14 protein-coding genes and 2 pseudogenes are annotated in these 12,927 nt (G+C 72.4%); 10 read left to right on the top strand and 6 right to left on the bottom strand.

Annotation, left to right across the window (positions count from 1 at the left end; genetic code table 11):
* The coding region (locus ACF08M_RS24150) for a chaplin (protein ID WP_392187349.1) at nt 1-543 on the top strand (543 nt) is incomplete at its 5' end.
* A gap of 305 nt (nt 544-848) precedes the next feature.
* Here the strand turns inward: ACF08M_RS24150 and ACF08M_RS24145 are convergent.
* Complete coding sequence (locus ACF08M_RS24145) at nt 849-1,541, bottom strand: carbon-nitrogen hydrolase family protein (protein WP_392187348.1); 693 nt, start codon at nt 1,539-1,541, stop codon at nt 849-851.
* 190 nt (nt 1,542-1,731) lie between these two features.
* Between ACF08M_RS24145 and ACF08M_RS24140 the strand changes: the two genes are divergently transcribed.
* Both ACF08M_RS24140 and ACF08M_RS24135 read left to right on the top strand, forming a co-directional pair.
* The gene (locus tag ACF08M_RS24140; RefSeq protein ID WP_392187347.1) at nt 1,732-2,463 is read left to right on the top strand and encodes a FadR/GntR family transcriptional regulator; all 732 of its coding nucleotides are present in this window, start codon (nt 1,732-1,734) and stop codon (nt 2,461-2,463) included.
* Between the two features lie 22 nt (nt 2,464-2,485).
* Nucleotides 2,486-2,731 carry a hypothetical protein gene (locus tag ACF08M_RS24135; RefSeq protein ID WP_392187346.1) on the top strand — a complete coding sequence of 82 codons (246 nt, stop codon included), beginning with the start codon at nt 2,486-2,488 and terminating at the stop codon, nt 2,729-2,731.
* Between the two features lie 130 nt (nt 2,732-2,861).
* Here the strand turns inward: ACF08M_RS24135 and ACF08M_RS24130 are convergent, their stop codons facing one another.
* Both ACF08M_RS24130 and ACF08M_RS24125 read right to left on the bottom strand, forming a co-directional pair.
* Nucleotides 2,862-3,554, bottom strand: a complete 693-nt coding sequence (locus ACF08M_RS24130; RefSeq protein ID WP_392187345.1) for an ABC transporter ATP-binding protein — start codon at nt 3,552-3,554, stop codon at nt 2,862-2,864.
* Complete coding sequence (locus ACF08M_RS24125; protein WP_392187344.1) at nt 3,551-4,672, bottom strand: ABC transporter permease; 1,122 nt, start codon at nt 4,670-4,672, stop codon at nt 3,551-3,553. The genes ACF08M_RS24130 and ACF08M_RS24125 overlap by 4 nt, the downstream gene beginning before the upstream one ends.
* Nucleotides 4,673-4,787: 115 nt before the next feature.
* On the opposite strand from ACF08M_RS24125, the gene ACF08M_RS24120 reads away from it, so the two are divergent.
* Nucleotides 4,788-5,420, top strand: coding sequence for a TetR/AcrR family transcriptional regulator (locus tag ACF08M_RS24120; RefSeq protein WP_392187343.1), 633 nt, complete (start codon nt 4,788-4,790; stop codon nt 5,418-5,420).
* A 33-nt stretch (nt 5,421-5,453) separates the two neighbouring features.
* Here the strand turns inward: ACF08M_RS24120 and ACF08M_RS24115 are convergent, their stop codons facing one another.
* A complete protein-coding gene (locus ACF08M_RS24115; protein WP_392187342.1) occupies nt 5,454-5,630 on the bottom strand; it encodes a hypothetical protein in 177 nt (58 codons plus the stop codon).
* A 79-nt stretch (nt 5,631-5,709) separates the two neighbouring features.
* On the opposite strand from ACF08M_RS24115, the gene ACF08M_RS24110 reads away from it, so the two are divergent.
* From ACF08M_RS24110 to ACF08M_RS24100, 3 genes are all read left to right on the top strand, one after another.
* Nucleotides 5,710-6,669 (top strand): dihydrodipicolinate synthase family protein, encoded by a 960-nt coding sequence (locus tag ACF08M_RS24110; RefSeq protein ID WP_392187341.1) that lies wholly within the window; start codon nt 5,710-5,712, stop codon nt 6,667-6,669.
* On the top strand, nt 6,666-6,842 hold the full coding sequence (locus ACF08M_RS24105; protein ID WP_392187340.1) for a hypothetical protein: 177 nt from the start codon (nt 6,666-6,668) through the stop codon (nt 6,840-6,842). Before ACF08M_RS24110 ends, ACF08M_RS24105 begins: the two co-directional genes overlap by 4 nt.
* A 74-nt stretch (nt 6,843-6,916) precedes the next feature.
* Nucleotides 6,917-7,873 carry an NAD(P)H-dependent flavin oxidoreductase gene (locus ACF08M_RS24100; protein ID WP_392187339.1) on the top strand — a complete coding sequence of 319 codons (957 nt, stop codon included), beginning with the start codon at nt 6,917-6,919 and terminating at the stop codon, nt 7,871-7,873.
* An 89-nt stretch (nt 7,874-7,962) separates the two neighbouring features.
* On the opposite strand, the gene ACF08M_RS24095 is transcribed toward ACF08M_RS24100, so the two are convergent.
* Both ACF08M_RS24095 and ACF08M_RS24090 read right to left on the bottom strand, forming a co-directional pair.
* On the bottom strand, nt 7,963-9,192 hold the full coding sequence (locus ACF08M_RS24095) for an acetyl-CoA C-acetyltransferase (protein WP_392187338.1): 1,230 nt from the start codon (nt 9,190-9,192) through the stop codon (nt 7,963-7,965).
* 129 nt (nt 9,193-9,321) lie between these two features.
* On the bottom strand, nt 9,322-10,269 hold the full coding sequence (locus ACF08M_RS24090; protein WP_392187337.1) for a LysR family transcriptional regulator: 948 nt from the start codon (nt 10,267-10,269) through the stop codon (nt 9,322-9,324).
* A 129-nt stretch (nt 10,270-10,398) separates the two neighbouring features.
* Here ACF08M_RS24090 and ACF08M_RS24085 point away from each other — a divergent pair.
* The 3 genes and pseudogenes from ACF08M_RS24085 to ACF08M_RS24075 form a co-directional block, all read left to right on the top strand.
* A pseudogene (locus ACF08M_RS24085) lies at nt 10,399-10,950 on the top strand (CoA transferase subunit A); the annotation flags it as partial.
* Nucleotides 10,946-11,107: pseudogene (locus tag ACF08M_RS24080) on the top strand (3-oxoadipate--succinyl-CoA transferase subunit B); the annotation flags it as partial. The pseudogenes ACF08M_RS24085 and ACF08M_RS24080, both read left to right, overlap by 5 nt.
* A gap of 40 nt (nt 11,108-11,147) precedes the next feature.
* Nucleotides 11,148-12,707, top strand: a complete 1,560-nt coding sequence (locus tag ACF08M_RS24075) for a 3-hydroxyacyl-CoA dehydrogenase (protein WP_392187336.1) — start codon at nt 11,148-11,150, stop codon at nt 12,705-12,707.
* Nucleotides 12,708-12,927 lie beyond the last annotated feature (220 nt).

The following is a 12,927-nucleotide window of genomic DNA, read 5'->3' as shown; positions in this document are numbered from 1 at the left end:
CGTAAGGTTCCCGTGGATGTTCCGGTCAATGTGTGCGGCAACACCGTCGACGCCGCCGGCCTGCTGAACCCCGCGGTCGGCAACGAGTGCGGGAACGAGTCCCCGGGCACCAGCACTCCTCCGCCGGTCGACACACCGAACGAGCCCCCGGTCGACACGCCGCACGAGCCCCCGGTCCAGCCGCCGCACGAGCCGCCGGCCCAGCCTCCGAACGAGCCGCCGACGCACCACAAGCCGCCGCACCACCACAAGCCGGACTGCCCGCCGGACCACCACAAGCCGCCGACGCACCACAAGCCGCCGCACCACCACAAGCCGGACTGCCCGCCGGACCACCACGAGCCGCCCACCCACAACTGGCCGCACAAGCCCCCGGTCCACCATGAGCCGCAGGGGCACCACCAGCACCACCAGCACCACCAGCCGCCGCAGCTGGCGCACACCGGTGCGGACGCCAAGACGGGTCTGGCCGGTGGGGCGAGCGCCGCGATGGTGCTCGGTGGCGCCCTGCTGATGCGCCGCGCCCGCGCCTCGAAGGGCTGACCCGCACATCCGACAGAAGAAACAGGAATTGCGGAGGTCCGTCGGTGCAGCCTGGACTGTACCGACGGACCTCTGCAATTCCGCTCGGACCCGGGACAGACCCGCCCGGTCCGGGCAGGCCGCGATCGTGGCGGACGCCGCACCCGGACGGGCCGCGCGCACGATGCAGCAGCAGCTCCGGGTCCGGCTTGCTGTGCGCACAGACCAGCACGCCGTAGGCGGACCGGCACGTCGAGGGCGGCGACATCACGGAAGTGGCCGTCTCGGTCGCCTGCCAGTCGCAGCTCCCCCGCTCCGACTCGGACTCACTTGATGAAAACCGCCCGCGCAATCTCGTCGGGGGCGGCACCCGCCTCCGCGACCAGTTCCCCGTCGGCGGACCAGATGCCCGAACGGCCGGACGTGCGGTCGAAGCCGCCACCGGTCGGGCCTGCGAAGGCCGCCGTGGCGACCCATACGCCATGGACGGCTGCAATCCGGCGGGCGCGCTCCCCGTGGACCTCGGCCTCGTGATCGGCGTGGACAACCCCAGCCACATATCCGTCGATGCCCAGCGCTGCGGTCCTCGTGGCATGCTCGGGGATACCCGTGTCGCGGCAGACAGCGAGCCCCAGACGCCACCCGTCCACTTCGATCACGGCCGGCTCCCCCGGCACAAAGCGGACGGCCTCGCTGCCGTGCAGGAACACCTTCCCGTAAGCCACCCGCGCGCCCTCTCCGTCCACAGCCAGGATGCCGATCCGCGGACCCGGCACAGGTGCGCCGACCAGGGCAAGCGTCCCGCTCTCGGCGCACGCGGCGACGATCGGAGCCAGCCGTTCATCGTCCGGAACGACCGGCACCGCGTCCAACTCGTAGCCCGTCAGCGACATCTCGGGGAAGACCACTACCCGCGCATCCGCCGCCCGGACAGCCTCCGCATGGGCCACCGCGTTGGCCGTCACGTCGTAGGTCGTGCACCTCGGCTGCGCCACCGCGATGCTCAACGCCTGTTCCACCCCGAACTCCCCTCGTCGAATCGCGCGATCACCCAGTATCAGCCCCAACACCACGTCGTCGGCGTGCCGGAGGTGATCACGGAGTCGAAGCCGGTCGAGTTCAGACATTAGACGTCAGATGTCTGACGCCTTGATAGCGTGGGAACGTAGCCTGACAATCGAGAGGGGTCGAGACGTGGGGATTTCACACATGCCCGGTACGAGGCCCGGTCGGCGGTTGCTCCGGCAGGAAGTCGTCGAGGGCATCAAGCGCTACATCCTCGACGAACGGCTCCGTCCCGGGGACCCGCTGCCCACCGAGTCGGCTCTGTGCGAGGCGCTCGGCGCCAGCCGTTCCAGCGTCCGCGAGGCGGTCAGGATCCTCAACGCGCTGGACATCGTCGAGGTGCGCCACGGGCACGGCACCTACGTGGGCAGGATGAGCCTGTCCGCCCTGGTGGAGAGCCTGACGTTCCGCGGGCTGCTCTCCCCCGACGACGACTTCCAGGTCATGGCCGACCTCGTCGACGTACGCGAACTCTTCGAACGCGGCATGGCCGGCCGGATCGTCTCACTGCTCACCACTGAGCAGCTCGACGCACTGGACGGCCAGGTCACCACCATGCGCGAGACCGGCTCGCAGGACGGGCACGGCTTCGTCGAGGCGGACCGGGCGTTCCACGCCCTGCTGGTGGCGCCCCTCGGCAACGAGCTGATCGGTCAGCTCTCGATGGCCTTCTGGGATGTGTACACGATCGTCGCGCCGCACCTGGACGGATTCACGCACGCCGACGAGATGGCCACGATCACGGCGCACCAGAACATCGTGGACGCCGCGCGGGCCGGGGACATACCCGGTTTCATAAAGGCGCTGGAAGAGCACTACACCCCGGTCAGACGCCGGATCTCCGAGGCGCGCGGCCGCGACGACGGCCGGGGCTGATCCACCCGCGGGCCCTCCCGGCGTGCCGACCACTCCCGTGGCCACCCGCGTCTGGCTCACCCGGGCGCCCGGTGGGCGGTCGTCGCGGGAGCCGGCCCGCCAGGAAGCCCCGGTCACCTCGTGCAACTGGGGCCTGCTGTGGCGGGCGTTGCGGGCGAACATCGGGGAGAGCGTCTACCGCCGCGAGCTGCCCGTCGATTCCGTCGGCCGGACCCCCTCGGGCCGCGCCCTGATCCGCCGAGCCGCAGGCTCGGGCGCGAGCTGGTGAAGCGCACGCCCGACTGGGCGGCGATGGGGCCCTCCGACATGGACGCGTGGAGCCGTGGTGTGCTGAACGGTGCCAGAAGCTATCCGTACGGCAGCGTGCATCGGCGGTGACGGGCCCGTCGCCGGCCCCTTCAGCGGCCGGGCCGCGCGGACGGAGCCGCGGCCGCGGTCAGCCGGGCCATGTCCACGATCCGGTCGGCGGCCTCCGCCACGGCCGGATCGTGCGTGGCGACGACCGTGACGCAGTTGTCCCGGCGGGTGCGTTCGGCGAGGAGGGCGGCCAACTCGGCCGCCCGAGAACGGTCGACGGCCGCGGTCGGCTCGTCGACCAGCAGGAGTTTCGGGGAGAGGAAGAGCGCGCGGGCCAGGGCGACACGCTGGCGTTCGCCGCCGGAGAGCTGCTCGGGGCGGTGGCGTAGCCGCTTGCCGAGACCCACCGCGGTCAGTGCCTCCTCGGCGCGGGGGCGGTGCGCTCGGGGACGTCCGCCACTGATGTACACGGCGGCCAGGAGCTGTTCGACCACGGTCAGACCGGAGAGCAGGTTGCCGCTCTGGAACATGTAGCCGATGCGCTCCCGCCGCACTCCGGCGCGCTGGGCGTCGGAGAGTCCCGCGAGGTCCTGGCCGTTCAGCAGGACCTGCCCGGCGGTGGGCCGCAGCAGCGCGCCCGCGACGGCGAGCAGCGTGGACTTGCCGGATCCCGAGGGGCCGACGAGGGCGGTCATCCTACCCGGTTCGAAGGTGACGTCGAGGCCGTCGAAGACGGTGGTACGGGCCTCCGCGCGACCGAACTCGACGGTGACGGAGGTCAGTTCGAGGCTCATCGGTTGGCTCCCAGCATGGTCAGCGGGTCGGCTCGGGTGACCCGGCGCAGGGTCAGGGCGGTGCCCGCGAGGCCGACGGCCGCGACGGTGCACATGGTGGTGAGGAGGGTGGCGGCGGGCAGGCTGAACGGCACCTTTTCGCCGACCAGCAGCCCGACCGCTCCGGCGAGTACGGCGCCCGCGGCGGTGCCGAGGACCACGACCAGGCCGGCCTGGAGCACGGTGTGGGCGAGCAGCCGCCGCCGGGAGGCGCCGAGTGCGCGCAGCAGGGCGAGTTCGGGCCGGCGCTGTACCGTCCACACGGCGAAGAAGGCGCCGACCACCAGCGGGGCGATCAGGTAGAGGAAAACCTGGATCGAGGTCATGGTGACGCGTTCGCCGGTGTAGCCCGGGGCCGCCTCGTACGCCTTCTCCTTGGTGAGTGTGGTGGTGGAGTGGCGCTGGTCGAGGGCGGCGGTCGATGCTCCGGCCGGGGTGCGCAGGGCCAGGGCGCTGAACTGGTCGGGGACGGCGGCGGAGGAGGAGGCCGGGGCGCCCGGGGTGCTGAAGCGGATGCGCTGCCAGGTCTTCAGCGGGACGTAGGCGGCGGGCACATGGCCGTAGCTGGAGCGCTCGGTCAGCCCGATGACGCGCAGCCTGATGCCGAGCCGGTCGATGACCAGGGTGTCTCCGACGCGTACGCCTTCGTCGGAGAGCTCCGTGGAGATGACGACGCTGTCCGGCCCGGCGTTCGCCAGGCCGTCGCCCCGATTGACGGACGGGCTCAGGAAGGAGGCGGGCTCGACTCCGAACGCGGCGAGATCGACTTCGGTGCCCCGGTTCGTCGTACCGCGGGCGATGGAGACCCCCAGCGGTGTCATGTCGGTGTCCGCGTCCCTGCGCCAGGCGGCGGCGGTCCTTTCGTCGAGGAGGCTGCGGGCGAACTGGTCGGACCGGGCGTCCGAGGAGAAGACCAGCTGCGCGGCCGGGAGGCGACGCAGCGCGGAGATGGTGTCGTCGCCGAGTCCGGTGGTGAAGCCGGAGACGATCCCGACGAGTGCGGCGACGAGTACCACGACGGACCCCATGAGCAGAAAGCGCCCTCGGGCGGCGCGCAGCTCCAGCAGAGCGAGGAACACGGCGGTTCCCTTCGGTGGATCGATGTTAGAGACGGTGTGTCGCCAACATAGATGATGGGGACGCAGCGTCCCCAAGTGGGGGTCGGGAGAGAGCCGGGGCTTCTAGACTGGGCCCGTGCCCAAGATCAGAGCCGCCACGGTCGCCGAGCACCACGCCCAGCAGCGGCTGGCCCTGGTGCGGGCGGCGCGCGCGATGCTGGAGGGCGGCGACGCCGAGGCCGTGACCTTCACCGCGGTCGCCCGGGCCACGGGCCTCGCCCGCAACAGCGTGTACAAGTACTTCCCCGGGCGCCCCGAACTGCTCGCCGCCGTCGTCGAGGACGCCATGCCGCGCTGGACGGAGGCCATCCGGGCCGGCATGTCGGCGGCCGCCACACCGGAGGAGAAGATCGCCGCCTATGTGTCGTCCCAGCTGAAGCTGGTACGCAGCGGGGAGCACCGGATCGCCCAGGCGCTGGCCGGGGTCCGGGACGCGACAGTGGTACGGGAGAGCGCGGCGCGGGCCCACCGGGAGCTGCTCACCCCACTGATCGGCGCTCTGACCGAGCTGGGCGAGGAGGACCCGCGACGCACGGCGCTGCTGCTGCAGGGGATCGTCAACGCCGCCACGACGGCGATCGAAGCGGGCGACGACGACACGGCGGTGACGGACCGGGCGGTACGGATGGCGGTCACCGCGATCATGGGGCGGTCGCGGGAGGTTGACCGGGGCCGGCTGGGTGGCCCGACCCCGTCCGACCTGGATTGAACGGGGGTTTGGAGCCCCCGGACCCGACTTCCCTCAACCCGCCGGGCGCCCGGTCCTGAAGCCGGTTCCCGGTTCCAGGCGGGCGCGGATGCCGTCGAAGCGGGTACGCATGGCGCGCACCGCACGGTCGCCGTCGGCGGCCGCGGCCTTGACCGGCCACAGGAGCAACTGTTTAAGGTGACGCCAGACATAGGACATCTTACGTCTCATGTCTTGATCCGCGCAGTCCTCCCCGCGCACGGATCGGCTCGTCGACCATCGGCTCATCGACCAAGCTGGAGCCCTCACCATGCCTCTGACCGCACCGCTGCACGGCGTCGTCCCGCCGGTCTGCACCCCGCTCGACTCCCAGGGGGAGGTCGACACCGCGTCCCTCGCCCGCCTCGTCGAGCACCTCATCGACGGTGGTGTGCACGGCCTGTTCGCACTCGGCTCCACCAGCGAGGTCGCGTACCTCACCGACGAGCAGCGCGCCACGACACTGGAAACCGTGGTCAACGCGACCGACGGCAGGGTTCCGGTGCTCGCCGGCGTCATCGACACCACCACCGCACGCGTCGTCGAGCACGCCAGGTCCGCCGCCGGGCTGGGCGCGGACGCCCTGGTCGCGACCGCGCCCTTCTACACCCGCACCCACGACACGGAGATCGCCCAGCACTTCCGGCGGCTGCGCGCGACGGTCGACCTGCCGCTGTTCGCGTACGACATCCCGGTCGCCGTGCACCGCAAGCTCTCCGCCGCACTGGTGCGCGAACTCGCCGAGGACGGCACGCTGGCCGGGCTCAAGGACAGCAGCGGCGACGAGGGCGGGCTGCGCCGGCTGCTCGTGGAGCTGGGTGGCCGCGAGGGCCGCAAGGTGGGTCCCGCACCACGGTTCAGCGTGCTCACTGGATCCGAACTCACGGTGGATGCCGCCCTGTTGGCCGGTGTCGACGGTGTCGTACCGGGCATCGGCAATGTCGACCCGGCCGGATACGTCCGGCTGTACGACGCCGCGCGGGCCGGGAACTGGGAGCTGGCCGCGAAGGAGCAGGAGCGGCTCGTCGAGCTGTTCGCCATGGTCGACGTCGGGCCGGAGGCGGACATGGGCCGCAGCTCCTCGGCGCTCGGCTCGTTCAAGGCCGCGCTCCAACTGCTCGGCGTCATCGGGTGCGGTGACACCGCCTTCCCGCAGATCCAGCTGAGCGCCGAATCGATCGCCCTGGTTTCCCAGTGCCTACGCACGGCCGGTCTTTCGCTGGTCCGATGAACGCCCCCTCGCAGCCGACGGCCGGCGGTGCCGGAAGAGATGCCGGTGTCGCCCCGGCCCCGGACGGCGCGGCCGCTGTGCTGGGCGTACTCGCCGAAGCGGCCGCAGCCGTCGATCCGGGGCGGCCGGCCATGACGCTCGGCATCGCGGCAGCCGGGGTCGTCGATCCGTGACGGCCCTCGACGGCGTCGTCCTGGTTCTGGCAATCCTCATGCCTGGAGCCGGGACCGGTGGGAAGGTGTGTCACATGTCATTGACGACGGCGTTCACCCGGGCCCTGGCACTGCGGCATCCGATCGCGCTCGCCCCGATGGGCGGTTCGGCGGGCGGCGCCCTGGCGGCCGCGGTGTCGAACAGCGGCGGGCTGGGCCTGGTCGGTGGCGGCCGGGGTGAACGGGAGTGGCTGGAGCGCGAACTCGCGTGGGTCAGCGAGCGGGCCGAAGGCTCCTGGGGCGTCGGGTTCCTGACCTGGGCCGTCGACACGGAGACCGTGGCCCGCGCCCTGGAGTACGAGCCGGACGCGCTGATGTTCTCCTTCGGCGACCCCACCCCTTTCGCCGGGCAGGTCCGTGGCGCGGACGTCGCGCTGATCGTGCAGGTCACCGATCTGGAGGAGGCCAGACGTGCGCGTGATGCCGGTGCCGACGTGATCGTCGCCCAGGGCGGCGAGGCGGGCGGACACGGCGGAACGCGCGCCACGCTGCCCTTCGTGCCGGCGGTGGCCGACCTGGTCTCGCCGACTCCGGTACTCGCCGCGGGGGGTATCTCCGACGGGCGCGGCGTGGCCGCCGCTCTGGCCCTGGGGGCTGCCGGCGCACTGGTGGGTACCCGCTTCCAGGCGAGCCTCGAAGCGCTCGTCCCCGCGCACGTCGCCAAGGCCCTCGTCGACGGCCGCGGGGGTGACACCGAACGGAGCAGAGTGCTGGACATCGCCCGAGGGGCACCGTGGCCCCGCCGCTACACCGCCCGAACCCTGCCCAACGCCTTCCTGGACCGCTGGCGCGGCCGCGAGGACGAGCTCAGCAACGACACCGCGGCCCAGCAGACCTATCGCGACGCCGCCGCCCGCGGTGACCTCGACGCCGTTCCGGTCTGGGCCGGCGAGGGGCTGGACCTCATCACCTCGGTCGAGTCCGCCGGCGACATCGTCGCCGCCCTCGCCGCCGGAGCCGAACGCGCCCTCGCCGCAGCGGGCAATTCCTAAGGCCTCTCGTCTGGATCACGCCGGGCTCGCGGGACCCGGCGCTGCGTCTCGCCGATGAGACGCCGTGCGTCTCATCGCACGCGGCTGTCTCAGGCCGTGATGCGCTCGAAGATCGCGGCGAGGCCCTGTCCGCCACCGATGCACATGGTCTCCAGGCCGTACCGGGCCTCTCGGCGGTGCATTTCACGGGTCAGCGTGGCGAGGATACGGGCGCCGGTGGCGCCGACCGGGTGGCCGAGGGAGATGCCGGAGCCGTTGACGTTGATACGCTGCTCATGGTCCGTGTCACCGAGCCCCAACTCACGAGTGCAGGCGAGCACTTGGGCGGCGAATGCTTCGTTGAGCTCGATCAGGTCGAGGTCGGCGAGGGTGAGTCCGGCGCGGTCGAGGGCGGCCCGGGTCGCCGGGACGGGACCGATTCCCATCGTCGCGGCGGGCACCCCGGCGCGGGCGAAGGAGACCAGCCGGACCAGCGGGGTGAGGCCGAGCCGTTCGGCGGTGGCCGCGCTGGTCACCAGGCAGGCCGCGGCCGCGTCGTTCTGCCCGCTGGCGTTGCCCGCGGTGACGGTCGCCTCCGGGTCGGACTTCACCATGACCGGGCGCAGCGCGGCGAGCTGTTCGGCGGTGGTGTCCGGACGGGGGTGCTCGTCGGCGGTGACGACCGTCTCGCCCTTGCGGGTCCGTACGGTGACGGGAACGGTCTCCGCGTCGTACCGTCCCTCCGCCGCGGCCCGGGCGGCGCGTTGCTGCGAGCGCAGGGCGAGGGCGTCCTGATCGGCGCGGCTGATGCCGTACGCGCGGCGCAGGTTCTCGGCGGTCTCGATCATGCCGCCGGGTACGGGGTGGTTGACGCCGCCCGCGGTGGCCCTGCCCCGGGCCAGCGCGTCGTGGAGCTGGAGACCCGGGCCCTTGATGCCCCAGCGGCCGTCGTGCGTGTAGTACGGGGCGGCGCTCATCACGTCGACACCGCCCGCGATGACGACCTCGCTGAAGCCGGCCCGGATCTGCATGGCCGCGTCGAGGACGGCCTGGAGACCGGAGCCACAGCGCCGGTCGGTCTGGGAGCCGGTGACGGTCTCGGGCAACCCGGCGTCGAGAGCGGCGACCCGGCCGATGGCGGGGGCCTCGGCGGACGGGTAGGCGTGGCCGAGGATCACCTCGTCGACCGCGGCGGGGTCGATGCCGGTACGGGCGACGACCTCGGCGATGACGCGTGCGGCGAGTGGGGCCGGCGCCTGCTGTGCGAACACTCCGCCGAAACGGCCGATGGGGGTGCGCAGCGGTTCACAGATGACGACATCGAGCTGCTGGTCGGGCACGGCGTGACCTTTCGGTGGCGAGGGCGCGTACCGCCCTTCCGATGGCGGGGACGTGTGCCGCCGACCCTTGCACCCGGTGACTGAGCCGGTCCAATATCCAGTTCACCCTGGTCCAAGACGTGGCACGTCTCAATGACGGCCCACGACGGTTCGGTTCCCCACCGGATCCGTCCGCCCGGCCGGACCGGCCGGGGTGGGCAGGGCTTCCTCCGCCACCGCGAGCACCGCCCGGAGAGCGGCGGAGGGGTTGTCGGCCCGCCAGGCCAGCGCCGCCCGGAGCCGGATGGGCGGCCCGGACAGGGGCCGGTAGACGAGGCCGCTCTGCTGGATGTGCTGGACGGAGGTAACGGTGAGGGTGGCACCGACCCCGGCGGCCACGAGCGCCAGGATGGTGTACGAGTCGGGCGCCTCCTGGACCACGCGCGGGTTGAACCCGGCGGCCTCGCAGGCCCCGACCATGGCGTCGCGCACGGTGGAGCCGGTGTTGGCGGGGAAGGAGACGAAGGGCTCCTCCGCCAGGACCCCGATGGGGACGCTCTCCAGCCGGGCGAGCCGGTGGTCGGAGGGCAGCGCGCACACCAGCTCCTCCTCGTCGATCACCCGGTACGCCACACCCGGCCGGGTCACCGGCAGCCGGACGAACCCCAGGTCGAGCGAGCCGCCGGCGACCCGGTCGAGGGCGACATTCGCGTACGTCTGCCCCTTCATGACCAGTTCGATCGCGGGGTGGGCGGCGCGTACGGCCCGGGTGAGGAGCGGCAGCGTCTCGTGACTGGAGGCGCCCGCGAAGCCGATGGTGACCCGTCCGCACTCACCCCGTCCGGCCGCCTTCGCCGCGCGCACCGCGGTGTCGAGGTCGCCGAGCACGGTCCTTACAGGCTGAAGGAAGGACTCCCCCGCGCTGGTGAGCCGTACCGACCGGGTGTTGCGTTCGAAGAGCTGGACGCCCAGCTCCTTCTCCAGCTGCCGGATCTGCTGGCTCAACGGCGGCTGGGCCATCTGCAGTCGTTTCGCGGCCCGCCCGAAGTGCAGTTCCTCGGCCACGGCGACGAACGCGGACAGATGACGCAACTCCATGCCCGCTCCTCAATTAATTACTGGGCCGTCTTGGTGCGACCTTAATTTGGTATTGGACAGCAATCAATAGCCGCTGACACGGTGGGACGACGCGCGTACACAGGGCGTGCGCAGAGCCGGAGGAGCACCGTGGCCACGCCGGGCCGGAGGAACAAGACGATGTCGATGAAGGCGGCGATCGCCGCCTTCATCCACGACGGTGGCACCGTCTGCGGTGAGGCTCCGGCGGCCCTGACGGATGATCTCGTGGCCCGCGGCGGTGGGGACGAGATGGGCGTCCGGATGACCGCGGACATCGTGGTGGACCAGATGGTCGCCGCGGGCTGTGTCTCGCGACTGGTCTCCTCCTTCGTGGGCAACTCCTCCGCCGGATCGCTCGGCGAGCTGCGCCGCCGCATCGAGAGCGGCGATCCGGCACCGCTCGCCTTCGAGGAGTACAGCCACTACGGGATGATCTGCCGCTACCTCGCCGGCGCCCAGCGGCTGCCGTTCCACCCGCTGCGCAGCTACGGCGGCAGCGATCTGCCGTCCGTCAACAGCGCTCTGCGCAAGGTCACTTCGCCGTACCCGGGCCCGGACGGCGAGGCCGAGGAGATCTATGTCGCACCGCCGGTCAACCCGGATGTGACGATCATCCACGCCCAGCGCGCCGACCGCAGCGGCAATACCCAGATGGCTGGTCGCCGTCCACCCGGGCGTCACCGTCGAACAGGTACGGGCAGCCACCGGCTGGGACCTGAAGGCCGCCGACACGATCGGGACCGTACCGCCGCCGACCGCGGCCGAACTCCGGCTGCTGCACGAGGACGTGGACCCGGACCGCGTCTGTCTTCGCTGAGACGGATCACATGTCACACCCTGAGAGGACCGCAACCGCCATGCGTATCAGGATCGTCGGCGCCGGGGCTATGGGCCGCGGCATCGCCCAGTGGGCGGCGACCGCCGGACACACCGTCGAGCTGTGCGACGTACGTACGGAGGCGGTGACGGCCGCCGTGGACTTCGTACGGTCGATGCTCGACCGGGCCGTGCAGAAGGGCCGGATGTCCGCCGAGGACTCCGCCGCCGCCCTGGAGCGGCTCGTCCCGCTCGACGACCCGTGGACGGCGGGAGCTGACGTCGAACTGGTCATCGAGGCCGTACGGGAGGATCTCGACACCAAGACGGAGGTCTTCGGCCGGCTGGAGCGGGCGCTGCCCGCGACGGCGGTCTTCGCCACCAACACCTCGTCCCTGTCGGTCACCCGGATCGCCGCGGGGCTGGAGGATCCGACCCGCCTGGCCGGGCTGCACTTCTTCAACCCGGTGCCGCTGATGAAGATCGTCGAGATCGTCCCTGGCGCGGCCACTCGCCCGGAGATCCCGCCGGCCCTCACCGCACTCGTCGAGGGCTGCGGACACCGTGCGGTCACGGTCGCCGACACCCCCGGTTTCCTGGTCAATCACGCCGGTCGCGGTCTGGTCACCGAGGCGTTGGCGCTGCTGGAGGAGACGGTCACCGACCCGGCGGGCATCGACCGGATCGCCCGTGACGTGCTCGGCCTGCGGATGGGACCGTTCGAGCTGATGGACCTCACCGGTCTGGATGTGACGGCCGCGGTGACCGACTCCATCTGGCAGGGGTTCCGGTACGCGGACCGGCTCCGCCCCTCCTACCTCACCCCGAACCGGGTGGCCGCCGGACTGCACGGCCGCAAGACCGGGCGCGGCTGGTTCGACCACGGCCCCGAGGCGCCCGCCCCGGACCCGGAACCGCCGGTCACGGGCGACGCGGACCGCCCGGTGTTCGTCCACGGCACCGCGCCGCAGGACCGGGGCGCGGCCGCGCTGCGTGAGGCGCTGACCGCCGCGGGCGCCGTCGTCGAGACCGGTACGGAACCGTCCGCCGATGCCGTCGTCCTGGTTCCGGTCTGGGGCACCACGGTGGCCTCGGAGGTCGCCGCGCACCGGCTGCCCGCGCGGCGGACCTTCGGCGTGGACCCGCTGCCTCCGGCCGGCCGGCGCCGGGTGCTGGCCGTGACCCCGGCGGCGGACCCGGCCGCCGCACACGACGCCCGCGCGGTACTGGCGAGGGCGGCGGGCGGGGACGGGCCCTACGCGGTCTCGGTGGTACGGGACACGGCCGGCTCGGTCGCGCAGCGGCTGCTCGCCTCGATCGTGTCGGTCGCGGCATCGATCGCGGAACGCTCCCTCGCCTCTCCCGCCGATATCGACCTGGCCGTCACGGCCGGGCTCGGCTACCCCTTCGGCCCGCTGGCCTGGGGCGACCGGATCGGCGCCGCGCGGATGCTGGAGCTGCACCGGGCGCTGCACCGCACGACGGGCGACCCCCGCCACCGCCCGAGCCGCTGGGTCACCGAACGTGCCCAGCTCGGCCTCGCGCTGACGGCCCCGGGGACCTCACCCGCCGACTGCACGGCCGGCAGCGCGCCGTCCTGACAGCCGGACGGCCCTCGCCGGGTCCGGCCACGGCCCCGGCGAGGCCGCGCCGGGGCGGTCGGGTCGGGTCGGGTCAGGTCGGGTCGGGTCGGGTCGGGTCGGGTCGGGCAGACCCTGGCAGATCCCGCGGCCCCGGGCAGCCCCGGTACGTCCGCGGCGGCCCGGAGATCGTGGCCACGTCCGTTTTGTACAAGACCCGGGCCGGTGACCGGCCTACGGT

This window comes from Streptomyces sp. NPDC015032, assembly GCF_043080425.1.
In the GTDB taxonomy this organism is placed as follows: Bacteria; Actinomycetota; Actinomycetes; order Streptomycetales; family Streptomycetaceae; genus Streptomyces.
Note: the sequence above shows the minus strand (reverse complement) of the source record. Positions and strands in the feature narration are given on the sequence as shown.